21 protein-coding genes are annotated in these 24,581 nt (G+C 61.0%); 14 read left to right on the top strand and 7 right to left on the bottom strand.

The annotated features are described in order from the left end of the window. Positions 1-33: 33 nt before the first annotated feature. The 6 genes from GAL_RS16380 (at position 34) to GAL_RS16355 (ending at position 7,545) form a co-directional block, all read left to right on the top strand. A complete protein-coding gene (locus GAL_RS16380) occupies positions 34-1,776 on the top strand; it encodes a heparinase II/III family protein (RefSeq protein WP_024098672.1) in 1,743 nt (580 codons plus the stop codon). A gap of 22 nt (positions 1,777-1,798) precedes the next feature. Then, entirely contained in the window at positions 1,799-3,388 is a 1,590-nt protein-coding gene (purH, locus tag GAL_RS16375; protein ID WP_024098671.1) for a bifunctional phosphoribosylaminoimidazolecarboxamide formyltransferase/IMP cyclohydrolase, read from the top strand. Between the two features lie 71 nt (positions 3,389-3,459). Then, entirely contained in the window at positions 3,460-3,942 is a 483-nt protein-coding gene (lspA, locus tag GAL_RS16370) for a signal peptidase II (protein WP_024098670.1), read from the top strand. Between the two features lie 53 nt (positions 3,943-3,995). Next, positions 3,996-4,511 (top strand): DUF3035 domain-containing protein, encoded by a 516-nt coding sequence (locus GAL_RS16365; protein WP_024098669.1) that lies wholly within the window; start codon positions 3,996-3,998, stop codon positions 4,509-4,511. A 293-nt stretch (positions 4,512-4,804) separates the two neighbouring features. After that, complete coding sequence (locus GAL_RS16360) at positions 4,805-6,229, top strand: M16 family metallopeptidase (protein ID WP_024098668.1); 1,425 nt, start codon at positions 4,805-4,807, stop codon at positions 6,227-6,229. Next, complete coding sequence (locus GAL_RS16355; RefSeq protein ID WP_024098667.1) at positions 6,226-7,545, top strand: M16 family metallopeptidase; 1,320 nt, start codon at positions 6,226-6,228, stop codon at positions 7,543-7,545. Before GAL_RS16360 ends, GAL_RS16355 begins: the two co-directional genes overlap by 4 nt. A 99-nt stretch (positions 7,546-7,644) precedes the next feature. Here the strand turns inward: GAL_RS16355 and GAL_RS16350 are convergent, their stop codons facing one another. Together GAL_RS16350 and deoC are read right to left on the bottom strand one after the other, a co-directional pair. Beyond that, positions 7,645-9,987: an aldehyde dehydrogenase family protein gene (locus GAL_RS16350; protein ID WP_024098666.1), complete on the bottom strand. Its 2,343-nt coding sequence runs from the start codon at positions 9,985-9,987 to the stop codon at positions 7,645-7,647. Positions 9,988-10,080: 93 nt separating this feature from the next. After that, positions 10,081-11,070 carry a deoxyribose-phosphate aldolase gene (deoC, locus tag GAL_RS16345; protein WP_024098665.1) on the bottom strand — a complete coding sequence of 330 codons (990 nt, stop codon included), beginning with the start codon at positions 11,068-11,070 and terminating at the stop codon, positions 10,081-10,083. A gap of 221 nt (positions 11,071-11,291) precedes the next feature. Here deoC and GAL_RS16340 point away from each other — a divergent pair, with 221 nt between their 5' ends. From GAL_RS16340 to GAL_RS16305, 8 genes are all read left to right on the top strand, one after another. Then, positions 11,292-12,302: a metal ABC transporter solute-binding protein, Zn/Mn family gene (locus GAL_RS16340; RefSeq protein WP_024098664.1), complete on the top strand. Its 1,011-nt coding sequence runs from the start codon at positions 11,292-11,294 to the stop codon at positions 12,300-12,302. A 14-nt stretch (positions 12,303-12,316) separates the two neighbouring features. Further along, positions 12,317-13,171, top strand: coding sequence for a metal ABC transporter ATP-binding protein (locus GAL_RS16335; RefSeq protein ID WP_024098663.1), 855 nt, complete (start codon positions 12,317-12,319; stop codon positions 13,169-13,171). Further along, on the top strand, positions 13,171-14,376 hold the full coding sequence (locus GAL_RS16330; protein ID WP_024098662.1) for a metal ABC transporter permease: 1,206 nt from the start codon (positions 13,171-13,173) through the stop codon (positions 14,374-14,376). The genes GAL_RS16335 and GAL_RS16330 overlap by 1 nt, the downstream gene beginning before the upstream one ends. Further along, positions 14,373-15,302, top strand: coding sequence for a metal ABC transporter permease (locus GAL_RS16325; RefSeq protein WP_024098661.1), 930 nt, complete (start codon positions 14,373-14,375; stop codon positions 15,300-15,302). Before GAL_RS16330 ends, GAL_RS16325 begins: the two co-directional genes overlap by 4 nt. 78 nt (positions 15,303-15,380) lie before the next feature. Further along, complete coding sequence (gene mutL / locus GAL_RS16320; RefSeq protein ID WP_024098660.1) at positions 15,381-17,333, top strand: DNA mismatch repair endonuclease MutL; 1,953 nt, start codon at positions 15,381-15,383, stop codon at positions 17,331-17,333. Beyond that, complete coding sequence (locus GAL_RS16315; RefSeq protein ID WP_024098659.1) at positions 17,333-18,562, top strand: DNA recombination protein RmuC; 1,230 nt, start codon at positions 17,333-17,335, stop codon at positions 18,560-18,562. Before mutL ends, GAL_RS16315 begins: the two co-directional genes overlap by 1 nt. Further along, positions 18,562-19,863 carry an adenylate/guanylate cyclase domain-containing protein gene (locus GAL_RS16310; protein ID WP_024098658.1) on the top strand — a complete coding sequence of 434 codons (1,302 nt, stop codon included), beginning with the start codon at positions 18,562-18,564 and terminating at the stop codon, positions 19,861-19,863. Before GAL_RS16315 ends, GAL_RS16310 begins: the two co-directional genes overlap by 1 nt. Positions 19,864-19,962: 99 nt before the next feature. After that, positions 19,963-20,286, top strand: a complete 324-nt coding sequence (locus GAL_RS16305; protein ID WP_024098657.1) for a DUF3775 domain-containing protein — start codon at positions 19,963-19,965, stop codon at positions 20,284-20,286. Between the two features lie 148 nt (positions 20,287-20,434). On the opposite strand, the gene GAL_RS16300 is transcribed toward GAL_RS16305, so the two are convergent. The 5 genes from GAL_RS16300 to GAL_RS16280 all read right to left on the bottom strand — a co-directional run bounded on the left by GAL_RS16300 (position 20,435) and on the right by GAL_RS16280 (position 24,527). Continuing rightward, positions 20,435-21,577 carry a saccharopine dehydrogenase family protein gene (locus GAL_RS16300; RefSeq protein ID WP_024098656.1) on the bottom strand — a complete coding sequence of 381 codons (1,143 nt, stop codon included), beginning with the start codon at positions 21,575-21,577 and terminating at the stop codon, positions 20,435-20,437. A 33-nt stretch (positions 21,578-21,610) separates the two neighbouring features. After that, entirely contained in the window at positions 21,611-22,663 is a 1,053-nt protein-coding gene (locus tag GAL_RS16295) for a saccharopine dehydrogenase (RefSeq protein WP_024098655.1), read from the bottom strand. A gap of 10 nt (positions 22,664-22,673) precedes the next feature. Then, entirely contained in the window at positions 22,674-23,288 is a 615-nt protein-coding gene (locus GAL_RS16290) for a glutathione S-transferase family protein (RefSeq protein ID WP_024098654.1), read from the bottom strand. Positions 23,289-23,336: 48 nt separating this feature from the next. Next, the gene (locus tag GAL_RS16285; protein WP_024098653.1) at positions 23,337-23,987 is read right to left on the bottom strand and encodes a histidine phosphatase family protein; all 651 of its coding nucleotides are present in this window, start codon (positions 23,985-23,987) and stop codon (positions 23,337-23,339) included. Between the two features lie 312 nt (positions 23,988-24,299). Beyond that, positions 24,300-24,527, bottom strand: coding sequence for a WGR domain-containing protein (locus GAL_RS16280; RefSeq protein ID WP_024098652.1), 228 nt, complete (start codon positions 24,525-24,527; stop codon positions 24,300-24,302). Positions 24,528-24,581 lie beyond the last annotated feature (54 nt).

Genomic DNA, 24,581 nt, shown 5'->3' with positions numbered 1-24,581 from the left:
CCGGAAAAAATCTCTGGCGTGAGGCAAGAGAGCATGTCCCGATACGATAGAATGGCGCGGCGCGGCACCCGCCTGTTGAACCGCTTTTACGCACGGCGCGCACGACGGCAGCCCGGCGCTACCACCTTTGTGTCGCAGCCTGAGCCGCGCACCATCGGGAGCTTTGCCCGTGGTCGTCAGCTGGTGGCCGGTAATCTCCTGTTTGCGGGGTACCTCGTCGAATCACCCACCACGATACTTTGGGATGTGGTGGCGCCTGATCTTGCCTTTGATGCAGAACGGCATGGGTTTGCCTGGCTGGATGATCTAGCCGCTGTCGGTGATTTCCGCGCCCGAGAAAAGGCGCAACTCTGGGTTTGGGGCTGGATCGATACCCATGGCCAGGGCAGCGGGCCGGGCTGGTCACCAGATCTGACCGGGCGTCGGGTCATCCGCTGGATCAATCACGCGCTGTTCCTGCTGGCAGCCCGTACCGCCGAACAATCGGATGCGTTTTTCGGAGCCTTGTCACGCCAGACATGGTTTCTCTCTCGGCGTTGGCAAGGGGCCTCTCCCGGATTGCCACGCTTTGAGGCGCTCACCGGTTTGATCTATGCGGGCCTTGCTCTCAAAGGGCATGAAGATCAGGTTGATCCCGCGCTAAAGGCCTTGTCCGAGGAATGCGCCAGTCAGATCGACGATCAGGGCGGGCTGCCCACTCGCAATCCTGAGGAATTGCTGGAAGTCTTCACCCTGCTAACCTGGGCGGCAGCGGCATTGCAGGATGCCGGACGGGGTGTCCCGCCCGCCCAACTCGCCGCCATTGAACGCATCGCACCGACCCTGCGTACATTGCGTCACGCGGATGGCGGCCTGGCGCGGTTCCACGGCGGTGGTCGCGGGCTTGAGGGGCGGCTGGATCATGCACTTGCCGCAAGCCACGTCACTACGCGCCATGCTGATGGTCTTGCGATGGGCTATGCTCGTCTCTCTGGGCGGCGCACCTCTGTGATTATTGATGCCTCCGTGCCGCCCAAAGGGCGCGCCTCATGGAACGGTCATGCTTCGACCCTCGCGTTTGAGTTGACCTCCGGTCGTCGTCCCCTGATCGTCAACTGCGGTTCGGGCGAAACCTTTGGCGTTGAATGGCGTCGCGCAGGTCGAGCCACACCGTCGCATTCTACCCTTTGTATTGAGGGCCATTCCAGCGCCCGTCTGTCGCCCCCGGAACGCGGCAGTGGCCATGAGATCATGACAGAGGCCCCGGATACTGTGCCGCTGGATATTTCTGATCTGGAGGATGGCTATCGCTTTCAGGGTGGCCACAACGGGTATGAACGCCATTTCGGCCTGACCCATGCCCGTACGCTGGAGCTGGCGGTGGATGGGCGTGGCTTGGCCGTTGAGGACATGCTTCTGGCGCTGGATACCCGCAACAAGCGGCGCTTTGACAAGGCGATGGATGCCCATTCCTTAAGCGGTATCGGCTTTGAGATCCGCCTGCATCTCCACCCGGATGTGGATGCAGCCCTTGACTTGGGGGGCGCAGCAGTATCCATGGCGCTCAAGAGCGGGGAGATCTGGGTGTTCCGCCACGACGGAACCTGCGAATTGAAGCTGGAACCCAGCGTGTACCTGGAAAAAACCCGCTTGAAGCCGCGTGCGGCAAAACAGATCGTTCTCTCCGGGCGGGCAATGGACTATGCCACGCGCATCCGGTGGACGCTCAGTAAGGCGCAGGAAACTGCCGTTGCCGTGCGAGACCTGAACCGGGATGACCCCGCGCTAACTGACTGAGCCTGAAAAGGACCTGCCTGCCATGACCGACCTTCACCCCGTACGCCGTGCGTTGCTTTCCGTATCCGACAAGACCGGGTTGATCGACCTTGGTAAGGCCTTGGCCGCACGCGGCGTTGAGCTGCTCTCGACCGGCGGGACCGCCAAGGCGCTGCGCGACGCAGGGCTGACCGTCAAGGATGTTTCCGAGATCACCGGCTTTCCGGAAATGATGGATGGCCGGGTTAAGACCCTGCATCCGATGGTGCATGGCGGGCTTCTGGCGCTGCGCGACAACGATACCCATGTCGCAGCAATGGATGAGCATGGCATCGGCGCCATCGATCTGCTGGTCGTGAACCTCTACCCATTTGAGGAAACCATGGCCATGGGTGCCGACTACGACACCTGCATTGAGAACATTGATATTGGCGGTCCCGCGATGATCCGTGCGGCGTCCAAGAACCACCTGTTCGTGAACGTTGTGGTGGATGTCGAAGACTACGAACCGCTGCTGGCAGAGCTGGATCGCAATGATGGCCAGACCTCCTACGGCTTCCGTCAGTGGTTGGCGCAGAACGCCTACGCCCGCACTGCCGCATATGACGCTGCAGTTTCAAACTGGATGGCGGGCGCATTGAACCTTGAGGCGCCGCGCCGCCGCGCAGTGGCGGGACAGTTGGCGCAGACGCTGCGCTATGGTGAAAATCCGCATCAGCAGGCGGCCTTTTATCTGGATGGCTCCGCGCGTGCAGGTGTGGCCACGGCCCAGCAGGTGCAGGGCAAGGAATTGTCCTACAACAATATCAACGACACCGATGCGGCGTTTGAACTGGTCAGCGAGTTTGCACCCGCTGATGGCCCAGCCGTGGCGATCATCAAACACGCCAACCCCTGTGGTGTTGCCCGTGGCACAATGCTGAAAGATGCGTACCAAAAGGCCTTCGACTGCGATCGCACCTCTGCCTTTGGCGGGATTGTGGCCCTGAACCAACCGCTGGACGGCGAAACCGCGCAAGAGATCGTGCAGATCTTCACCGAAGTCGTCATCGCCCCCGGTGCCTCGGATGAGGCAAAGGCGATTTTTGCCGCCAAGAAGAATCTGCGTCTGTTGCTGACCGATGGTGTGCCCAATCCGCAGGACACAGGTCTGACCACCCGTCAGGTGTCGGGCGGTATGTTGGTGCAGGACAAGGACGTCGGTCACCGCGCCATGGATGACCTGAAGGTGGTCACTGAAAAGGCCCCGACGGATGAGCAGATGCAGGATTTGTTGTTTGCCTGGAAGGTTGCAAAACACGTGAAATCCAATGCGATCGTCTATGTCAAATCCGGCCAGACCGTTGGTGTCGGCGCCGGCCAGATGAGCCGCCTGGACAGTGCTACCATCGCAGGCATCAAAGCGCAGCGGATGGCTGATGCGCTGGAATTGCCCGAAAGCTTGGCAAAAGGGTCTGCGGTTGCTTCCGATGCGTTCTTCCCCTTTGCGGACGGTCTCCTGGAAGCTGCGGCGAACGGTGCAACCTGTGTGATTCAGCCCGGTGGATCCATGCGCGATGATGAGGTCATCAAGGCCGCCAATGAGGCAGGTCTGGCAATGGTCTTCACCGGCATGCGCCATTTCCGCCACTAAATGCAGCTGAGACAGATCGGGCCGGTTTTGGCCCGATCACGTCTTAGATTTCGGGCAAAGGGGGCCGCAAGATGCGAGCCAAAGTGATGATCTGGGCCGCGATACTGGCGCTGCTTACCGATCAGGTCAGCAAATATCTGGTGGTGCGGGTCATGGATGTGGCCAATCGTGGTGGCATTGATGTGCTGGCACCGCTGCTGCGGTTTCGCTATGGCGAGAATACGGGCATCAACTTCGGCCTGTTCGGCGGTGGCACTGATACCACGCGATGGGTTCTCATCGGTCTATCACTTGTGATCTGCGTGGTGCTGGTGATCTGGATCGCGCGCCTGCCCGCCAATGCGCGCATGATGCAGCTTTCAGCCGGTCTGGTGATCGGAGGCGCGCTTGGCAATGTGGTGGACAGACTGCTTTACGGCTATGTGCTGGACTTCCTCAATATGTCCTGCTGCGGTATCAACAATCCCTTTGTCTTCAACGTTGCGGACATCTTCATCTTTGCCGGTGCGGCCGGCTTGATCCTATTTGACGGGCGGCAGAAAAACCCTGCGTGACCTCGCCGGGGAAATGCGATAAAAGCGGCTCAAACAGGCAGGAGTAACGGGTCATGCGGATCCCTTTTGGTGTGATTGTTCTGATGGGCGCGCTGGCCGTATCTGCCTGCGGGCAAAAAGGGCTGCGCGATCTGCGCCCTGCTGGAACCGGCCCGGATGAGTTCATGGTCTTGCCTGCCAAGCCACTGGCCGAACCGACCAGCTATCAGACATTGCCGCAGCCGACACCCGGCGCCGCCAATCTGACCGACCGCAACCCCAAGGGTGAAGCCGTGGCCGTGCTGGGGGGCAACCCCGCCGCACTGGTCCCCGGCGAAGGTATCCCTGCCAGCGATGGTGCCTTGGTAACCGCTGCCAGCCGCTATGGTGTCGACCCCGAGGTGCGCGCAGATCTCGCGGCGCAGGATGCGAAAAAGCGCAAGCGGGAAAACCGCACCGCACGGTTCAAATTGTTCCCGGTCGATCGCTATCAGGAGGCTTACAAACGTGAAGCCATCGCGCCGGATGTGGTGAGCGAACGGTACCGTCGGGCGGGCTTCGAGACACCGTCAGCCCCACCGGCAGAGTAACGCCGAACGGGCTGATCCGGCGGCGTCGGGTGATCACAAAAACGCCATTTCTCTTGCACATGCCCCTCCAGAGCGTAGTTTGACAGTAGCAAAATCGATCCGTTTTCCGGATCGGTCGCCATTGATATGTTGTTGGATTGACCTCGGTGCTGGTGCATCGCTGCCCTTACGGACCGGGCGCGCGATGCGAGGTTCAAAAGAGCCCGCCTCCGGGTGCGATCCGCGACATCAGTCTATTTTGGCGCTGCCGGTCGATACGTGCCGTTGGCGCACCGCAAAAAGGAGATCGTGAAATGATCCCCCCTCTGAAACCTATGATCCGACGGGTCACCGGGGCAGCTGCGTTTGTCGCAGCCATGATGGCCATGGAAGCATCGGGATTCTCCGCTGGCACGTTTGTTCGCAGCGCACAGGCGCAGGATGCGACAACGCAGAGCGACGCCAATGATCTGGTGTCCAGCTTCGTTCTGGATAACGGCATGCAGGTGGTGGTGATCGAAGATCACCGCGCGCCTGTCGTGCAGCATATGGTCTGGTACCGGGCTGGTTCCGCTGACGAACCTGTCGGCCAGTCCGGCGTTGCGCATTTCCTTGAACATTTGCTCTTCAAGGCGACCGATACGCTGGAGGCAGGGGAACTTTCGGCCACGGTTGCTGCAAACGGCGGCCGGGACAACGCCTTTACCAGCTATGACTACACGGCGTATTTCCAGCGTGTTGCGGCGGACCGCCTAGGGCTGATGATGCAGATGGAAAGCGACCGAATGGTCAATATCCGCCTGACGGAGCAGGATATCGAGACCGAGCGTGAGGTCATCCTCGAGGAGCGCAACCAGCGCACCGACAGTGAGCCGCGGGCGTTGTTTCGTGAGCAGTTGAACGCGGCGCAATACCTCAACCATCGGTATGGCCAGCCCATTATTGGCTGGCGTCACGAGATGGAAGAGCTGGATATGGCGGACGCGCTTTCCTTCTACGGCACCTATTACGCGCCGAATAATGCTATTCTGGTTGTCTCAGGTGACGTTGATCCGGGGGAGGTGCGTCGCCTTGCCGAGGAAACCTATGGTAAAATCCCGGCCAACCCTGACCTTCCCGAACGGCTCCGCAGCAAGGAGCCGCCGCAGACCGCTGCCCGGCGCATTGTCTTCAAGGACGCCCGCGTAGCGCAGCCGTTTGTCCAGCGCTCTTACCTGGCACCGGAACGCGACAGTGGCGCGCAGGAACGTGCGGCAGCGCTTTATCTTCTGGCGGAGCTTCTGGGCGGTGGCAGCACCTCTTACCTGACCAACGCGTTGCAGTTCGATCAGCAGGTGGCGGTCTACACCGGGGTATTCTACTCGGATGTGTCGCTTGACGATACCACCTTCGATTTTCTGGTCGTGCCCGGGGCGGATGTCAGTCTTGAAGAGGCCGAGGCCGCGCTGGATGCAACCTTCGCCCGATTTTTGGAAGAGGGCGTGGACGAGGCGCAGCTGGAGCGGATCAAACTGCAACTGCGGGCCGCAGAAATCTACGCCCGCGACAATGTCGATGGGATCGCCAACCGCTACGGGCGGGCGCTGGCGTCGGGTCTGACGGTTGAGGATGTGCAGGCCTGGCCGCGTATCCTGCAATCGATCACCGCAGATGAGATTATCGCCGTCGCCCGCGAGGTGCTGCGACCGGAGGTTTCGGTCACCGGCTGGATGATGCGAGACGAAGAGGTAAGCCAATGAAGGCGCTAAAGCTTGTCGCGGCGGCATTGGCCGCCTGTTTCCTCGCCTTGCCGGTCTGGGCAGAGGTGAAGATCAAAGAGGTGACCTCTCCCGGCGGCATAACCGCCTGGCTGGTTGAAGATCACAGCATCCCCTTCACTGCGCTGGAGCTGCGCTTTCGCGGCGGCACGTCGCTCGACAAGCCGGGCAAACGTGGCGCGACCTATCTGATGGCGGGGCTGCTGGAGGAGGGGGCCGGGCCACTGGCTGCGCAGGACTACGCCCGCACAGTTGAAAGCCTGGCAGCCGGGTTTTCCTATGATGCGGATAAGGACACGGTGTCGATCTCAGCGCAGTTTCTGAGCGAGAACCGCGACCAAGCCATTGATCTGTTGCGCCAGACCATCCATGAGCCGCGCTTTGATCAGGATGCGCTCGACCGGGTGCGCGCCCAGGTTCTGGCGGGGCTGCGTGCAGATGCCAAGGACCCCAACGATATCGCAGGGCGGGTGTTCTCTCAGATGGCCTTTGGCGACCACCCCTACGGCACCGAGGGCAACGGCACCATCAAAAGCGTTACCGCGCTGACCCGTCAGGACATGTTCGATGCCCATGACGCGGTGTTTGCCCGCGACCGGCTCTATGTCGGGGCGGTTGGGGATATCACTGAGGCCGAACTGGGGGCGCTGCTGGATACTTTGCTGGGCGATTTGCCAGACGCAGGGGCGCCAATCCCGGGACCGGCGGAGGTTACCATCGACGGCGGCGTGACCGTGGTTGACTACGATACCCCGCAATCCGTGGCTCTGTTTGGACATGCCGGGATCGAACGTGACGACCCGCGATATTTCGCAGCCTACCTGTTGAACCAGATCCTTGGTGGCGGGTCTTTTGACAGTCGTTTGATGTCGGAAGTGCGCGAAAAACGCGGGCTGACCTATGGCGTCTACAGCTATCTGGTGCCGCGTGATCTGGGGGCCGTCTACATGGGGTCGGTTGCATCGGCCAATGGCAAGATTGCCGAAACGGTCGAGGTCATTCAGACAGAATGGGCAAAACTGGCAGCTGAAGGTGTGACGGAGAAAGAGCTGGAAGACGCCAAAACCTATCTGACTGGCGCGTATCCGTTGCGTTTCGACGGCAATAGCCGCATCGCCTCGATCCTGGCGGGGATGCAGATGGACGATCTGCCGATTGACTACATTGCCACACGCAATGACAAGGTAAATGCTGTCACGCTGGAAGACATCAACAAAGTGGCCAGCGAAATCCTATTGCCAGAGCAGTTGCACTTCATCGTGGTTGGTCGACCGGAAGGTTTGCAATCCACCAATTGAGATCAGCGCAAAGCCGATTAAACGAAAAAGGCGCGGCCATTTCTGGTCGCGCCCTTTTTGCAGGATGTGATCGGAGCAGCCATAGCTGCCCCAATCGGTTTACTCGCCGTAGGGAATCCAGATGTTCTTCACCTCTGTTGCCGCCTCAAGGAAGCGGCGGCTGTGATCGGCAGACCAGTCCATCGCCAAACCGTTGTTCACCCAGGTGCGCTTCAGGTTGCCAGCCGAAGCCGCTTCGATCGTGGAGGAGAGATCCGAAGAGGAGAAGCTCCAGACCGCATCGACGTTGAGATGCGCGGCCAGTGGCTCGGCCAGCTCGGCGTGACGACCGGTCAGAATGTTGACGACACCGCCGGGCAAATCGGATGTGTCCAGCACCTGATAGAAATCGGTGGCGGCCAGCGGATAGGCCTCGGAGGCGGCCAGAACCATGCGGTTGCCCATGGCAATTGCCGGTGCCATCACCGACACCAGACCCAGCAAAGGCGCCTCATCTGCGCAGAGCGCGCCGATCAAGCCGACCGGCTCCTTCATTGCCAGTGCGACACCGCGGATCGGAACGCCATGCGCCTGACCGTCATATTTGTCAGCCCAGGCAGCAGCTGTGAACAGGCGTTGGATTGAGGCCTCGACCTCCTGCGCGCCCAGCGATTTGCCCGTCATCCGGTCGATACGATCCGCAAATTCGCTGGCCCGCGCCGACAGGTTCTCCCCGATATAGTAAAGGATCTGCGCCCGCAGGTGGCCGGTGGTTTTGGACCATGCTTTTGCGCCTGCGGCGGCCTCCACGGCGTTGCGCACATCCTTGCGATTGCCAAGCCCGACGTGGCCGAGCAGAGCGCCTGATTTTGCGTGGACGGCTTTGGAATACCCGCCATCCGGGCGGGCCTGCTTGCCGCCAACATACAGCTTTGCGGTGCGATCCACCGCGTCAACCGGCGCACCCTCGCCGCTGAAACCTTTGATCTGGTCAAGCGTTTTTGCCTTGCCCCTGGGTTTGGTATAAGCGCTGTGTCCTTCCCAGCCACCTTCCCGGCCAAAGCCGCTTTCGCGGGTGCCCCCAAAACCAGCCGCCGCATCAAAGAGGTTGGTTGCATTGACCCAAACCACACCCGCGACCAGTTTCGGCGCGATATCCAGCGCCAGATTGACGTTCTCGGTCCAGAGGGTCGCAGCCAGTCCGTAGCGGGTGTTATTGGCCAGTTCGACGGCTTCGGAAGGGGTGCGGAACGTCGTGGAGACCAGAACCGGGCCGAAGATTTCTTCCTGCATCAGCGCATCAGAGGGGGCCAGCCCTTCAATCAGCGTCGGCGGATAGAAACAGCCGTGTTCCGGCACAGTTATCTGCGCCTGATGCATGCGGCCCGCTGTATTGGCCGCGACCATCTCGCTGATGGTGGTCAGCTGAACCGGATCCACGATGGCCCCGACATCGATGCTCTTGTCCAACGGATTGCCGATGCGCAGCTTGTCCATCCGCGCGCGCAGCTTGGTGTGAAAACGTTCTGCAATACCTTCCTGTACCAACAGACGCGAACCGGCGCAGCAGACCTGACCCTGATTAAACCAGATTGCATCGACCAGCCCTTCGATGGCGCTGTCGATATCGGCGTCATCAAACACGATGTAGGGCGATTTGCCGCCCAGCTCCAATGTCAGCGCCTTGCCACTGCCTGCGGTGGCTTCGCGGATACGGCGACCCACAGCGGTAGAGCCGGTAAAGGCGATTTTATCGACGTCTGCGCCAACGATCATTTCCCCCACAGTACCATCGCCGGTGACGATATTCACAACACCTTTGGGCAGACCCGCCTGACGACAGATATCTGCAAATAGCAACGCTGTGAGAGATGTGTATTCGGCAGGCTTCAGCACCACCGTATTGCCCATGGCAATGGCTGGCGCCACTTTCCATGCCAGCATCAGCAGCGGGAAATTCCAGGGGATGATCTGACCGCAAACACCCAATGCCTCACGGTCGGGCAGTTCGCTTTCCATCAGCTGGGCCATGCCCGCGTGATAGTAGAAATGACGCTGTGCCAAGGGGACGTCAATGTCACGGCTCTCGCGGATCGGCTTGCCGTTGTCCAGGGTCTCCAGCACCGCAAACAGACGCGCGTGTTTCTGCATCAGACGCGCTATGGCATAAAGATACCGCGCCCGTGCGGCACCGCCAGCAGCCGACCATTTGGCTTGCGCCTTGCGCGCGGCATCCACGGCGCTGTCCACATCGGAATGGGTGGCTTGGCTCAGGGTTGCCAGAACTTCGCCAGTGGCCGGGTTCTTGCTGTCAAACCCATCACCGGGGGCGGTGAACTCACCATTGATGAAATGGCCGAACCGAGCGCCCTGATCCACCAGCCACGCCAGGGCGTCAGCGGCACTTTCGGGGGCGGGGCCATAGTCCATCGTTTCAAAGATCTCTTTTACAGTTACGGTCATATGTTGAGCCTTGTGGTCTGTCGCCGTCTGCCCCGAATCTGGGAAACGGCCCGGACGGACGCATTTTGGGCGCCCGAGGGTGGCGTCTGGGTCTTACGCCAGCGCGTGGCGGTAGCCGGCGGAATAGGCGCCAGTCACGTGATGTTCGAGCTGGCGTTCGATATCGCCCAACAGCGACGAGGCACCAAAACGGAACAGATCTGGCTGTAACCAGCGATCCCCCAGCTCTTCCTTGATCAGCGATAGGTAGACCAACGAGTCTTTGGCCTTGGAAATCCCACCTGCGGGCTTGTAGCCAACCCGGTATCCGGTGCGTTCGTGATAGTCGCGGATCGTGCGGATCATCACCAGGCTGACCGGTAGCGTGGCGTTGACGCTTTCCTTGCCGGTCGAGGTCTTGATGAAATCGGCCCCGGCCATCATGCAGATCAGCGATGCACGCGCGACATTGCGCAACGTGCCCAATTCACCAGTGGCGAGGATCGCCTTGACGTGGGCGTCTCCGCAAGCCTCGCGAAAGGCTTTCATCTCATCATAGAGAGCCTGCCAATTGCCAGACAGAACATGGCGGCGGGAGATCACGATATCGATCTCCTTTGCACCAGCTTTCACGCTTTCTTCGATCTCTGCCAGTCGCAGGTGAAATGGCGACAGACCGCCGGGAAAGCCGGTGGATACCGCAGCAACCGGAATGCCGGTGCCATCCAACGCGGCTACGGCTGTCTCGATCATATCATGATAAACGCAGACAGCGCCGGTGGTGATCGGCTCCATATCAAGCGCCTGCATCAGATCGGAACGTACTGGCTGACGGGCTTTAGCGCAAAGGCGCTGCACCCGGCCAACAGTGTCATCGCCGGACAATGTGGTCAGATCGATCAGAGTGATCGCCTTCAGCAGCCAAGCTGCCTGATGGTTCTTTTTCACACTGCGCCGACCGGGCAGGGTGGCACAGCGGCGTTCGATGGCGGAGGTATTTGCCTCAACCCCTAATGCCCAGTCTAGATCCAGCTCTATGCCGGGGTTACGCGGTTCGCCCACCTGCGGCAGCTGCGCGGTGTGCTCTGCAATTTGGCTTTCCATGCCGGGAATCCTCGTTCGAGTTCGGTGCGAAAATCGCACGACCACCCAGTCTTGGCAAGCAAGCGACAACGCCTTGAGAGTGAAATTTTGACTGTTTGGACAAAAATTTACTGATTTTGAGAACGATTCGCATTTATTATTGCGAATAATTCGCATTAGCATTGACAGGAGGCCGCACCGTGTTCTTATTGGTGCCAGATAGTATCCAAAGGACTTGCCCAATGCGTTTGCGACTGAACTCACCGACGATGGCCCGCAGAACGATGCTTGCAGCTGTCATGGCTCTTGCCGGACTTATCGCCCTGCCAGCGGGGGGGCTCGGTGTTAGCCCTGCACGGGCAGAGGCCCCGCTGAAAGTGGTGGCAACAACCGGCATGATCGCGGATGCCGCCCGACAGGTTGGCGGTGATGCCGTTGAAGTCCGCGCTTTAATGGGGCCGGGGGTTGACCCCCATGCCTATCGTCAGACGCGGTCCGACATCGTTGCGATGACGCGCGCAGATCTGGTGCTCTGGCATGGTCTGTATCTAGAGGCGCAGATGGAGGAGTTTTTCCACGATCTGGCGCGAAAACGGCCTGTGGTGGCAGTTGCCGATGGGCTGGACAAGGGCAAACTGCGTGGGCACGATACCTATGCCGATAAATTCGACCCGCACGTCTGGATGACGCCCGCCCTGTGGAAGGACATGGTGGCAGAGGTACAGGCGGCGCTGACCGAGGCGCGCCCGGAGCAGGCTGACCTGTTTGCGGCCAATGCTAAGGCGCATCTGGCGGAACTGGATCAGCTGATCACCTACGGAACTGAAATTCTTGCCCAGGTCCCTGAGGAAAACCGCGTGTTGGTCACGGCACATGATGCCTTTGGCTACTTTGGGCGGGACTTCGGGTTTGAGGTTCTTGGCATTCAGGGCATCTCCACCCAGTCGGAGGCGGGCCTCAACCGCATCGGCGAACTGGTCGATTTGTTGGTGGAACGTGGCGTTTCCGCAGTCTTCGTCGAAAGCTCGGTTTCGGATCGTTCCGTCCGTGCCCTGATCGAAGGTTCAGCCGCGCAGGGTCACGAGGTCCGTATCGGCGGGGAATTGTTCTCCGATGCCATGGGCGCGGATGGCAGCTATGAGGGGACCTATGTCGGGATGCTGGATCACAATATGACCACCATCGCCGCCGCGCTTGGAGCCGAGGTGCCGCCCAAGGGCATGTCGGGCCGCCTTTCCGGTGCCGGACTTTGATAGGACCGAGTGAGATGACTGTGGAATTAGCCCGTGAAAATGGCGCACCTGCTGGTGCGGCCGAGAGCCGCCAACACCTGGAACAATCGCCGTTGGCCATTCGCGGCCTGACTGTCACCTATGGTGAGAAACCCGCAGTTTTTTCGGTAGACATGACGGTGGAACCAGGTCGTATGACCGCGATTATCGGCCCCAATGGGGCCGGTAAATCAACGCTTCTGAAGGCGGCGCTTGGCATTGTGCCGCCCGTTTCGGGGCGGGTGCAGGTCTTCGGCAAACCGATTAACAGTCAGCGTGGTCGCATCGCCTATGTGCCACAACGTGCCAGTGTGGACTGGGATTTCCCGACGCGAGTGATTGATGTGGTCATGATGGGCCTCTACCGCGAGCTTGGTCTTCTGGGACGGATCACTGGCCGCCACCGGACGGCCGCACAGGCCTGTTTGGACCGGGTTGGGATGGGCGATTTTGCCACCCGCCAGATCGGCCAGCTCTCTGGCGGCCAGCAGCAGCGGGTCTTTCTGGCGAGGGCCTTGGCGCAGGGTGCGGATCTCTACCTGCTGGATGAACCGTTTGCCGGCGTGGATGCAGCGACCGAGAAGGCCATTATCGCGGTGCTGAAACAGTTGCGTGCAGATGGCAAGACCGTGGTTGTGGTCCATCACGACCTCGCCACGGTGGCTGAGTATTTTGACAATGTGTTCCTGATCAACACCCGCAAAGTGGCCGAAGGTCCGGTGGCGCAGGCCTTTACCGCAGAAACGCTGCAAAGCGCTTACGGCGGACGGCTTGCCACGGCGCAGGTCGATCAACTGGCCACAGTACCGGCGTCGCGGTCGCGGCGTCCGCAGACCGGTGGGGCGCTCTGATGCTTTGGGACGCTCTGCTGCTGCAGATGGGCTATAACGCCACGCTGGTGGCCATTGGCGCGACGCTGCTTGGCATTTCATCCGGGATCACCGGCACCTTCCTGTTCCTGCGCAAACGGGCGCTGGTCAGCGACGCCATCAGCCATGCCACTCTGCCCGGTGTTGGTCTGGCCTTTCTTGTCATGGTCGCGCTTGGCGGTGATGGGCGCAATCTGGCTGGTCTGCTGGTCGGATCTGGTCTCTCGGCGATGGCGGGGCTCTGGTGCCTCAACTGGCTCACACGGCGCACCCGCCTTGCTGAGGATGCCGCGATTGGCGCGGTGCTGTCGGTGTTCTTCGGGTTCGGCATCGTGATCCTGACCGTGATTCAGACGCTTGGCGTGGGTCGTCAGGCCGGGTTGGAGGGGTTCCTGCTCGGTTCCACTGCGGGCATGCTGTGGAATGATGCGCTGGTGATCGCTGGCGGTGGCGCGGCCACATTGCTGCTGATCCTACTGCTCAGGCGTCCAATGACGCTGGTTGCGTTCGACCCTGAATATGCGGCGGCGCGGGGCATTTCCGTGTCGCGGATCGATATGATGATGATGGGATTGGTGATGGCTGTCACCGTTGTCGGGTTGAAGATCGTCGGTCTGATCTTGATCGTGGCCTTGCTGATCATCCCGGCTGTCACCGCCCGTTTCTGGACCGAGCGATCCGATATGGTGGTGCTGTTGGCGGGTGTGGCCGGAGGGCTGTCGGCCTATCTGGGGGCTGCGGTCTCAGCCTCGGCGCCCAATCTTCCCACCGGTCCGATCATTGTGTTGATGAGCTTTGCCCTCTTTGTGCTGTCGCTTCTGTTGGCCCCCAATCGTGGCGTGCTTGCCGCTGTGTTGCGCCATCTGCGGTTTCAGCGCCGGGTCCATCTGCGGCAGGGATTGCTGGCACTGGCGCAGGATCAGGTGATCTACGAGCCACTGACCCTACGGCTGCTGCGTCAGCGGGGGTTGTTGCGCGCGGATGGTGTGGCCACGGAAAAAGGCCGTGCGCGCGCCGCCAAGGCCTTGCGGGATGAGCATCGCTGGGCACTGGTCCGCAGCGATCAGACCCATGAAGCGGCAGCCGCGCTCTATGATGGGCTGCGCGAGATTGAGACGGTCCTAACCGAGGATCAGATTTCTGAAATTGACCGCCGCATCGGCGGCCCCCGCGAGGTTCCGGCATGAATGGCGCTGAATTTGTCCCCCTGTCGCTGACGCCGCTGCTGATCGGTATCTTTGCTGCCGTGGCCTGCGCGCTTCCCGGCAATTTCCTGCTGCTGCGTCGTCAGGCGCTGATCGGTGATGCCATCAGCCATGTGGTCCTGCCCGGCATTGTGGTGGCCTTCCTTCTGACCGGGGTGATTGCCGCCGGGCCAATGATGCTGGGTGCGGCTGGGGCTGCGATTGTCGCGGTGATCCTGATTGAACTGATCCGGCGCCTTGGCCGGATCGAGCCGGGCGCGGCGATGGGTGTTGTCTTCACCACCATGTTCGCCGCTGGTGTCTTGTTGCTGGAGCAGACTGACACATCGACGGTGCATTTAGATGTGGAACATGCGCTTTATGGCAATCTCGAAAGCCTGATCTGGCTGGATGCCACCGGCTGGGCCTCGCTGCTGGATCCGGTGGCTCTCAGCTATCTGCCGGCCGAGCTGCCACGCATGGCACTGACCCTGATTGGTGTCATTCTTTTCATTGCTCTGTTTTGGCGGTCGCTCAAGATCTCGACCTTTGACGAGGGCTTTGCCCGGACCCTTGGCATTCGCACCAATCTTTTGGGGCTGGGGCTGGTTATCACCGCCGCAATTGCCGCCGTTGCGGCCTTTGACGCGGTGGGATCGATCATCGTGATTGCGATGTTCATCTGCCCGCCTGCGGCTGCGCGGATGATGTCGAACCGTCTGGAAGGGCAGCTGGGTTGGAGTGTCGTCTTTGCTGTTGTGTCCGCTATCTTCGGCTACGTACTGGCGGGGTATGGGCCGCTGTGGCTTGGCGCGACCGATGCGGTCAGCGCAGCGGGGATGATCGCGACAGTTTCGGGTCTGTTACTGGCCATCGCAGCGCGGTTTGGGCCGTGCCGACACCGGGCCGGAGCACCCGCAGGCATCTGATTTTCGTACCACTGACAGCTTCCAGCCGCGAGGATTGCGGCTGGAAGAATCGCGCAGTGCCATGCTAAATATTGCGGCATGGCACAAGCAGACCCCCAAATCAGCGGCATCTCTCAACCGGTTATCCGGCAGCTCGACGACAGCGCCATCAATCGCATCGCGGCAGGCGAGGTGGTGGAACGCCCCGCCTCGGCGGTGAAGGAATTGGTGGAGAACGCCATTGATGCGGGGGCCGCGCGGATCACCATCGACATCGCGGATGGCGGCAAGACGCTGATCCGGGTGAGCGATGATGGTTGCGGTATGTCGCCTGCGGATCTGCCGCTGGCGCTGTCCCGTCACGCCACCTCCAAGATCGACGGCTCGGATCTGCTGAACATCCATACCTTTGGCTTTCGCGGTGAGGCGTTGCCTTCCCTTGGTGCGGTCGGACGGCTGAGCATCACCAGTCGTGCCAAGGATCAGGACGCCGCCCAGATCCGTGTGGCCGGGGGACAGATGGACCCGGTGAAACCGGCGGCCTTGCGGGCCGGTACGGTGGTGGAGCTGCGGGATCTGTTCTACGCCACCCCAGCCCGGTTGAAGTTCATGCGCAGCGACCGGGCCGAAACCCAAGCTATCGGCGATGTGGTCAAGCGTCTGGCTATGGCGGAACCCTCAGTGGGGTTCACGCTGCGCGATGTGTCCGGCGGTGGCGAGGGGCGCGTAACCTTCCGCGCCGATCCCCTGACCGGGGATCTTTTCGATGCACTGCACGGCCGGTTGGCGACGGTTCTCGGCCGGGAATTTGCCGAAAACGCGCTGAAGATAGATGCCACCCGTGAGGGCATCCGACTATACGGTTATGCGGCCTTGCCCACTTATTCGCGCGGGGCCGCTGTGGCCCAATTCCTGTTCGTGAACACGCGACCGGTCAAGGATAAGATGCTGACCGGTGCCCTCAGGGCGGCCTATTTCGATTTCCTCAGCCGGGATCGCCACCCGGCGGCGGCGTTGTTTCTGGACTGTGATCCGACGCTGGTGGACGTCAACGTCCACCCCGCGAAATCCGAAGTCCGGTTCCGGGATCCGGGTGTTGCGCGGGGGTTGATCGTATCGTCACTGCGCCACGGGCTGGCTGAGGCTGGCCACCGGGCCTCCACCACTGTTGCAGGGGCGACGCTCGGGGCGATGCGCCCGGAACCGATGGCCAATCAGCCCGGGGGCGACGGTGCGCCACGGATCTACCAGATGGACCGCCCCTCTTTGGGTGCGCGCAACCTGTCTTACGCGGCGCAGGCGCCCGCGCGGTCGTTTGCGGATGATCAGGGCGCGCCACCAGCACCAGGATTTGCCGAGCTGGCCAGTGCCTATAGCGGTCGGGTGACCGAGACGCCGAGGGTCGCTGAACATGGCATAGCCCCGGGTCTGCCGTCGGATCAGCCCGACACTGCCGCCCCCGGGGCCGAACATCTGCCGCTTGGTGCCGCACGCGGGCAGGTGCATGAAAACTACATTATCGCTCAGACGGCGGACGGTATGGTCATCGTCGATCAGCACGCCGCCCATGAACGGCTGGTCTACGAAAAACTGAAACGCCAGATGGCAGAGGCGGGCGTCGCTGCACAGGCTCTGCTGATCCCTGAGATTGTGGAACTGAGCGAAGGTGATTGCGCCCGTATTCTTGCGGTTGCAGAGGACCTCAGCCGCTTTGGTTTGGGTATCGAGGCCTTTGGCGGTGGCGCCATTGCCGTGCGGGAAACACCGGCCATCCTGGGGACTGTGAATGCCGAGGCCATGGTGCGCGATATTCTGGATGAGCTGGATGATCAGGGCGAAAGCCAGCTGGTTCAGGCCAAGATCGAAGCCATCCTCAGCCGCGTTGCTTGTCATGGCTCCATCCGCTCGGGTCGCTGGATGAGGGGCGAGGAAATGAACGCCCTACTGCGCGAAATGGAAGCCACACCGCATTCGGGCCAGTGCAACCATGGCCGCCCCACCTATGTTGAGCTGAAACTGGCCGACATTGAACGCCTGTTTGGACGCAGTTGATGGAGCAGATCCTGCGTTTTCTTGAGACCGCAGACCCGCAGACTCTCGCACTGCTGGGGCTTGGGGGGCTGGTGCTGCTAGTTCTGGTGATGCTGCTGCGCGCCAATGCCCGTGCAGCGCAGAGTATTGCGCCGATTGCGCAACAGATGGCCCATCTGGGGCAAAGCGTTCAGCAGCTGCGCGGCGGCGTGCAACATGTCTCGGACGCGCAGGCCAATGCGCAGGTTCAGATGATCCAGACGGTGGAGACCCGGCTCAGCGCAGTGCAGCAACAGGTCAATGATCGTCTGTCAGATAACGCTTTGCGACAGGCGCGGGCGCTCGCGGATATGCAGGAACGCCTGCAGGAGAGCCTACATGGATCCACCAAGCGCACGGTGACCTCGCTCACTCAGCTACAGGAGCGGCTGGCGGTGATCGACAAGGCGCAGGACAATATCACCAAACTGTCCGGGGATGTTCTGGGGCTTCAGGATATTCTGGCAAACAAGCAGACGCGTGGCGCGTTTGGTGAGATCCAGCTCAATGATATCGTCTCCAAGGCGCTGCCCGCTGACAGCTATGCGTTTCAACATACGCTGAGCAATGGCAAGCGCGCCGATTGTCTGATCCACCTGCCCAATCCACCCGGCCCGATTGTGATCGACAGCAAGTTCCCGCTGGAACCTTATGAGGCACTGCGCAATGCGGAAACACAGGAGGAGCGCGCCAGTGCGGCGCGCCAGCTGAAGGCCGCGTTGCGTGCCCACATTCGCGCCATTTCGGAGAAATATATTCTGGACGGCGAGACCGCAGATGGCGCGCTGATGTTCCTCCCGTCCGAGGCGGTCTATGCTGAGCTGCATGCCAATTTCTCTGATATTGTACGGGAGGGCTTCTCCGCAAAGGTCTGGATCGTCTCTCCGACAACCTGCATGGCGACGCTGAATACGATGCGTGCCATTCTGAAAGATGCGCGGATGCGGGAACAGGCCGGGGCAATCCGCAGCGAGTTGGGACATTTGCACAAGGATGTGGAGCGCCTGGGCGACCGGGTCGGCAATCTGGACCGGCATTTCGGCATGGCGGCCAAGGATGTTGCAGAGATCAAGATCAGCGCCGACAAGGCGGGCCGTCGCGCGCAGCGGCTGGACAATTTCGATTTTGAGGAAATCGCGGGACCGTCGGCAGGGATCGGCGAGCCCGGTGATCCAGCCAACGTCGTTCCGCTGGGGCGGCCGGAGAGCTGATGCAGCAGACCACAATCGCGCCCCTGCTGACCAATGCCTCAATCGCGGCAGAGCGGTTGGTTTCGGTCCTCAGGATCGGGGTGACATTGGGCTTGTTTGCCGTGTTCGCGGTCACCGTGGCCGGGTTGGATTTCAGCACATTGGCCCCATTTCTGCATCGCCAGCTGTTGTTCGCCGTTCTGACGATGTTTGCCTATCTGATCCTGGGCGTGGTGACTTTTGCCGCAACCACGATCGGATGGTTCCGGCCCTGGATGTCGTGGTTCAGCGTGACGGCTGATTGCGGGTTTCTCCTCTTCAATGTGTGGTTCAGCCTTGAAAACAGCAGTTATCCTGGCGGGGTGGCGTTGCTGTTGCCGCCGGCCTGGCTGGTGCCGCTGGTGCTGGCCTATGGCGTGATGCGGATGGACCCGCGCCTGCAGCTTTATACAACTGTGCTGCTTAGCGGAGGGTTGGGCGCATTGATATTCTGGCCAGACGATCGGCTTGATGCCGGGCAGCTTGGCATTTTGCATAGCGTTTTGGACACTCCGGCCAATGTGATGAAGCTGACGATGATCCTCCTCGCCGGTCTGGTCATGGTGCTGGCGGCGGCGCGCATGCGGCGGCTGTTCTACCGCGAGTTGGAGGCGGCTGATGCACGCGCCAATCTGACCCGCTATCTGCCGGCGCAGGTGGCCGATCAACTGGCAGATGGTGGGCTGTCGGCGCTACAGCAAGGTCAGCGGCAGCCGATGGCGGTGATGTTTGTCGATATTCGTGGCTTCACCCAATGGTCGGAAACCCGTGACCCGCAGGAAGTCGGAGATTTCATCACAGCTTTTCGTAACGAGGTTGAAGACAGCGCGGCGCGTCATGACGGCATGATTGACAAATACATGGGCGATGCCGCGATGCTGCTGTTTGATGATGCACCGGTCGCAATGGGTGGCCCCAATGGTGCCGCCCGGGCATTGGCCTGCGCTGCGACGCTCTGCGAGGCGGTTCACCGCTGGTCGGACCGACGGGTTGCAGCCGGGGAGCCGGTGGTTGAGATCGGCATCGGCGTCCATGCCGGCGAGGTGTTTTCCGGCGTTGTGGGTAATGCGGCGCGGTTGGAGTATTCGGTCTTTGGAGATGCGGTGAACACGGCGTCAAGGCTGGAGCAACACAGCAAGACAGTGCCGCAAATCATCATTGCCTCCGCCGCTACATTGACGGTGGCAGGAGTCGAACCCGCCCGCCAACGCTGGGTGGCCCTGCCGCCGGTCACCCTGCGCGGACGCAGCAAGGTGATTGAGATCTACGGCAGAGATGGCTGATCGGGGCCTCTGCTGCGGTCTTTGCCTCAGATCAAGGACGGTGGCTGCGCATGTGGTTTAGATCCCCGTTGCAAGCGCGAACAACGGAGGACAATCGCCATGCTTGAGATCAGTACCCGCAAGGTGGCACAGGTGGCCCTGATGGCCCGCGAATTGATCCGTGCCGAAGGTGAACTCAGGGCGTTTATTGACCGGATGAGCGAAGATGAACAGGCCGAGTTGGTGGCGATCATGTGGATCGGTCGCGACAGTTTCGAGGCCGGTGATCTGGAAGAGGCCATCGCCACGGCCCGGCAGGAGGCGACCACCCCAACCGCCGATTATCTGATCGGCACGCCGCATCTGGCGGACAATCTGGAGGCCGGGTTGGATGCGTTGGGGATTGATGTGCAGGGCGTTGAAGAGGATGTCATCGGGCGCTAGCTGGATCGCTAGCAAAGATGTCTAACACAGTCGGCTGACCCGTTCAGCTTGCCTCCGATCTGTGAGGCCTGATGCAGACGGGCGCCGGAAACCGGCGCCCGTATGATTTGTCTGTCTGCCGGGGTGCTGCCTCTAACAGCGGGATGCCTCAGGCCTTGTTGTCGACAACCTCAAGATGCTGCGCCAGTTCACCGATCTTGGCCATCCATTGATCCACCAATGCAGGATCGCTGGGGGCGGCGCTGACGCCGGGCGTGATTTTGCTGTTCATGGCTGCCTCAATGGCGAAAGACACGGGATAAGACACCAGACGCGCCATCGCGGTGCCGCGTTCATCCCCCCATGCATCCATGACGTAGGTTTTGTGCCAGACTTCAGAGCCGTCTCTTTCAGCCTTGAGGCCGACGCAAAGCACGACGCGGTCTGCCTCACCTTCGGCATAGGCGTTTTCGGTCCAGAATTGATCCGACATGTCTTTGAGCCGGGCATCCCCTTCGGCGCCTTCCAGGGTTTCGACCTCCTTGAACACATCTGCCCAGGCTTCAGCCCAGCCATTGAGGCGCAGGGTGCCGCGGACGAAGTCCTTCACATTCCAGTCGTCACCGAATTCATACTGCGCCATGAAGGGGAGGGAGTCGCGGTTTGGGTAGACCTCAAAACTCTCCGGTGTGGGCAGCGGTGCTGCATAAGATGAGATCGCATCCCAAGGGCGCGCGACATCCAGTGCTTTGAAATCGCGGATCGATTTGGATGGAGAGCGCAGCGCCTTCAGCACGCCGAGCGGCGACCAGCTGAACTTGTAGCGGAACGGGTTCGGTGTCTTGGGGATGCCACCGCAGTAGGAGATGAAGCTGATTTCATTTGCCGCATCGAAGGCGTCCGAGGCCTTATAGTCCGCCACCAGCGCGTGGGCCATCAGGTGATCGATACCGGGATCGAGACCGACCTCATTGATCAGGCAGACGCCTGCATCCTTGGCCTTTTGGTCCAGGGCACGCATGTCCGGCGCAATGTAGGAGGAGGACACGAAATGCGCGCCATGCTCAATCGCCAGCTCCGCCAGAGGCACATGCCAGTCGCCGGGCAGCATCGACACGATGACGTCCTTAGGGCTCAGCATCTGGCCAAGGTTGGCCAGACTGAAGCTGCGGATGTTGCTGGTCAGATCGCCAATCGCCTCGCGCGCCTTGTCCGGTGTGCGGTTCCAGACCGCGACATCATGACCGGCCTCAAGCAGGCGGCGCAGGCCGGGAATTGCGGACAGGCCGGTGCCGCACCAATGGATTGTCATTTTCTCAGTCTCCGTTGTTGGTTCCGTCGGCTGTCAGCCCGGAAGATGATCCTTGAAGGTGGTTTCCGCCCGCCCCCAGACGCCGGTGTGCAGATCGGTGAGGGTCAGCAGGGAGGACAGGAGCTGTGCTGCGTAGTCTTGTGAGCTTTCGATCGGCAGCATGGATGGCAGATTGTCTATGGCCATCACGTCGAGCACCGGGGTCTCGGCCACGCGCAGGGCGGGGGCCTCCCAGGTGGTGGCTTCGGTATAGACCGGCACCGGATTGTAGTCGCTGTCGGGGTCGCAGGCGACATCCCCGATGGCGGTCAGCTGGCGATCCTGCTCCAATGCCTCACGCGGGACGAACACCGGGGTGCCGGGACGGGCAAAGATGCAGTTGAAAAACAGGCCGTGGGCCAGGATCTGGGGGAAGGGACCGCCGCTGGCGGTTTCGGCCATATCCCATTTGGTGACGGTGACTCCCATCGCCTCGCAGAGATCCGCCGCTCCAGTCCCGACGCGCCCCAGAGCGCCAATGACCATAGCGCTGGGACGGGCTGTTGCGAGCGCGTCCAGCTCGGCGCCGAGTTCGGCCAAAAGCGCGTCCTTGCCGGAGTAGACACCCACTGGCCCGCAGATCTCGCCCCGCTGTTGTGCGGCCCAGGTTTTTAGGGTGACGGCGGCTCCTGCATAGCCGGCCCAATAGCCGAAGGCGGCAACCCGGCGGCCGGTGTCATCCACCAGATATTCCAGATCATAGAGCGTGCCGCCACCGGCCTTGAACCGCTCCAGCAGTGCCTTGCCGGAATGCTGGCCCTTGAAGGCATGGCCGAACATGATGTGGCGATGCGGCAGCGGGGTACCGTCCTCTGGCAGTTCCTTGAGGCCAAAGATGATGGCATCCTTTGGGGCGTCCGGCCAAGCGTTCTCTGCTGCGATATCGCACCCTGCATCGATATACCCCTGCAAGGGGATCGCCCGGACTGAGCTTTCCTCAACCGTGACCTTGATGCCTGCGCCCAAGAGCGCCTTGGCGCCTTCGGGGGTCAGGCCGACCCGCTCTTCGTTGGGGCGCTGCTCGGCCCGTACCCATAGATGTGTCATGTCTTGTCCTTTACAGCATGCCCTTGGCGGTCACGGCGCGAATGGACTCGCGCTGATCCATGGTCGCCATGAATTTCTGAATTTTGGGGTAGTTCGCGACATTGACCCCGTCGCCTTCCAGCCAGCTGCACACCACATAGAGATAGCAATCGGCGAGACTGAGCGTGTCACCCAGCACCAAGGGGCCGCGCAGGCCAGACTGGCAGATATAGTCGCAGGAAGCCGCCATGGTCTGGGGCACCATCTTCTGCATATCTTTCCAGCTGCTGCGCTCCGTGGCCCAGCGGCTGCCGCGCAGCTTGTGGGCGTGGTTCACATGCATGGTTGATGCGAGATAGAACATCACCTCGCGCATGCGTGCCAGCAGCACGGGATCCTTGGGGCGCAGGCCAGCGTCCGGGGCCACGTCGGCTACATATTCCAGCAGCGCGCCGGTCTCGGTCAGAATACCGCCATCGACGACCAATGCTGGCACGCGGCCCTTGGGGTTGATCTGGGCGTAGGCGTCGCCAAGTTGCTCCTTGGCAGCAAAGTCGATGCGAATGGGTTCATAGTCCAGTCCGGCCTCTTCCAGCGCAATGGCCACGGCCACCGAAATCGTCTTGGGTGCGTAATATAGCTGCATCAGTCTGTCCTCCCTCAGATCATGCGTTCTCAGTACTCCCTGCTGAGCCTAGAGATGCGTTTGCGCGTAGTGCCGTTCCGGATGTTCAAGATGCGGTACCGCATTGAATAAAACCGGGCTCAGTTGACCGCCGATTGGGTGCAGTCGGTGCAGGGAACTGTTCATGATCGCCAGTGCGATCCGCGCAGTTCCGGTTGTATCAAGCCCCATCGCTTGCCTCATCGCCATCGCGATCAACCCGCCCGATGTGACCACCAAGGCCGGGCCGTCTCCCGCCGCGATTTCTGTCAGGGCCGATCTGGTGCGGGTTTCAAAGTCGCGCCAGCTTTCGGGCGGGTTTGCGATGTCATCTGCAGCCCAGGCGGCAAAGACTTTGGGCATGTGATCGACAAACCCCTCACGCTCGGTGGGAATATCCAGACCGTGCTGGTCCTGCATCGCCTCAGCGAGGTTGAAATACTCCATCTCGTTCAGGCGGGGATCCTGCACCACATCCTCCAGCCCCATCCCGGCAGCCGTTTCGATGTGACGGGTCAGAGTGCCGCAATAGACGCGGGTGTAATGCGCACGGGTGTCGCGCAGATGCGCGCCCAACCAGCGTGCCTGCTGATGGCCCAAATCGCTTAGCCGGTCATAGCTCGCCTCATCGCGGGCGCCGGTGTTGGCCTGTCCGTGGCGGATCAGCGTGATGTGGGTCATGGCGTGTTCCTTTGCGTCCGCGCAAGTCTTATGCAAGCTTTGCAACGGTGGAAAGGGTCAGTTCGTGATTTTGGATCCAATCGGGCAGAGCAGGCGCATGACCTGGCTTTTAGGTCCGGATCGGACTAAATGTTTCGCGTGCGAAACAACCGAACAAAAGCTTAACGGCAGATCGCGAAAATGCACTGGTTTTGCAGCTGTTGCGCAGCGTGCGAACGGTAGGTTTCGGTGATGAGAACCTGAGACTGTGCCGCGTTTTGAACAGTCGGCGAACAGATCTTAACCCGGTTGGAGCGGCGGCAGCAGCGAAGATCAGGCGCGATCGTAGCCGCGTTTCAGCATCCGTTTACGATGTTGGTCCGCGGCAATCGATGCTTCACGCAGGTTGCCGTAAATGTTGATCGCACTCTGTCCGCTGCCGCCAGCAACCCCCCATTCCCGCAGAACGGAGACTTCGGCGAACAGGTTCATTGCAAGTTCGATCCGATAAAAGCGCGGAACCCGCGCGGGGGCTTGGCGATAGAGCAGACAGGTAGCCATATACGAATCATATCGTCCCCGATTCTCTGCGTCCAGTCTGCGCTGCAGTCGTCA

It is taken from the genome of Phaeobacter gallaeciensis DSM 26640 (genome assembly GCF_000511385.1).
GTDB classification, from domain to species: domain Bacteria; phylum Pseudomonadota; class Alphaproteobacteria; order Rhodobacterales; family Rhodobacteraceae; genus Phaeobacter; species Phaeobacter gallaeciensis.
Note: the sequence above shows the minus strand (reverse complement) of the source record. Positions and strands in the feature narration are given on the sequence as shown.

Excerpts from the sequence above, each read along its gene's own strand:
- GAL_RS16350 (WP_024098666.1), bottom strand. The coding sequence starts at position 9,987 with ATGACCGTAACTGTAAAAGAGATCTTTGAAACGATGGACTATGGCCCC.
- GAL_RS16380 (WP_024098672.1), top strand. The coding sequence starts at position 34 with ATGTCCCGATACGATAGAATGGCGCGGCGCGGCACCCGCCTGTTGAAC.
- GAL_RS16315 (WP_024098659.1), top strand. The coding sequence starts at position 17,333 with ATGGAGCAGATCCTGCGTTTTCTTGAGACCGCAGACCCGCAGACTCTC.
- GAL_RS16335 (WP_024098663.1), top strand. The coding sequence starts at position 12,317 with ATGACTGTGGAATTAGCCCGTGAAAATGGCGCACCTGCTGGTGCGGCC.
- purH (WP_024098671.1), top strand. The coding sequence starts at position 1,799 with ATGACCGACCTTCACCCCGTACGCCGTGCGTTGCTTTCCGTATCCGAC.
- GAL_RS16305 (WP_024098657.1), top strand. The coding sequence starts at position 19,963 with ATGCTTGAGATCAGTACCCGCAAGGTGGCACAGGTGGCCCTGATGGCC.
- GAL_RS16300 (WP_024098656.1), bottom strand. The coding sequence starts at position 21,577 with ATGACAATCCATTGGTGCGGCACCGGCCTGTCCGCAATTCCCGGCCTG.
- GAL_RS16330 (WP_024098662.1), top strand. The coding sequence starts at position 13,171 with ATGCTTTGGGACGCTCTGCTGCTGCAGATGGGCTATAACGCCACGCTG.
- GAL_RS16285 (WP_024098653.1), bottom strand. The coding sequence starts at position 23,987 with ATGACCCACATCACGCTGATCCGCCACGGACAGGCCAACACCGGCGCC.
- GAL_RS16340 (WP_024098664.1), top strand. The coding sequence starts at position 11,292 with ATGCGTTTGCGACTGAACTCACCGACGATGGCCCGCAGAACGATGCTT.
- GAL_RS16360 (WP_024098668.1), top strand. The coding sequence starts at position 4,805 with ATGATCCCCCCTCTGAAACCTATGATCCGACGGGTCACCGGGGCAGCT.
- GAL_RS16295 (WP_024098655.1), bottom strand. The coding sequence starts at position 22,663 with ATGACACATCTATGGGTACGGGCCGAGCAGCGCCCCAACGAAGAGCGG.
- GAL_RS16310 (WP_024098658.1), top strand. The coding sequence starts at position 18,562 with ATGCAGCAGACCACAATCGCGCCCCTGCTGACCAATGCCTCAATCGCG.
- lspA (WP_024098670.1), top strand. The coding sequence starts at position 3,460 with ATGCGAGCCAAAGTGATGATCTGGGCCGCGATACTGGCGCTGCTTACC.
- deoC (WP_024098665.1), bottom strand. The coding sequence starts at position 11,070 with ATGGAAAGCCAAATTGCAGAGCACACCGCGCAGCTGCCGCAGGTGGGC.
- GAL_RS16325 (WP_024098661.1), top strand. The coding sequence starts at position 14,373 with ATGAATGGCGCTGAATTTGTCCCCCTGTCGCTGACGCCGCTGCTGATC.
- mutL (WP_024098660.1), top strand. The coding sequence starts at position 15,381 with ATGGCACAAGCAGACCCCCAAATCAGCGGCATCTCTCAACCGGTTATC.
- GAL_RS16365 (WP_024098669.1), top strand. The coding sequence starts at position 3,996 with ATGCGGATCCCTTTTGGTGTGATTGTTCTGATGGGCGCGCTGGCCGTA.
- GAL_RS16280 (WP_024098652.1), bottom strand. The coding sequence starts at position 24,527 with ATGGCTACCTGTCTGCTCTATCGCCAAGCCCCCGCGCGGGTTCCGCGC.
- GAL_RS16355 (WP_024098667.1), top strand. The coding sequence starts at position 6,226 with ATGAAGGCGCTAAAGCTTGTCGCGGCGGCATTGGCCGCCTGTTTCCTC.
- GAL_RS16290 (WP_024098654.1), bottom strand. The coding sequence starts at position 23,288 with ATGCAGCTATATTACGCACCCAAGACGATTTCGGTGGCCGTGGCCATT.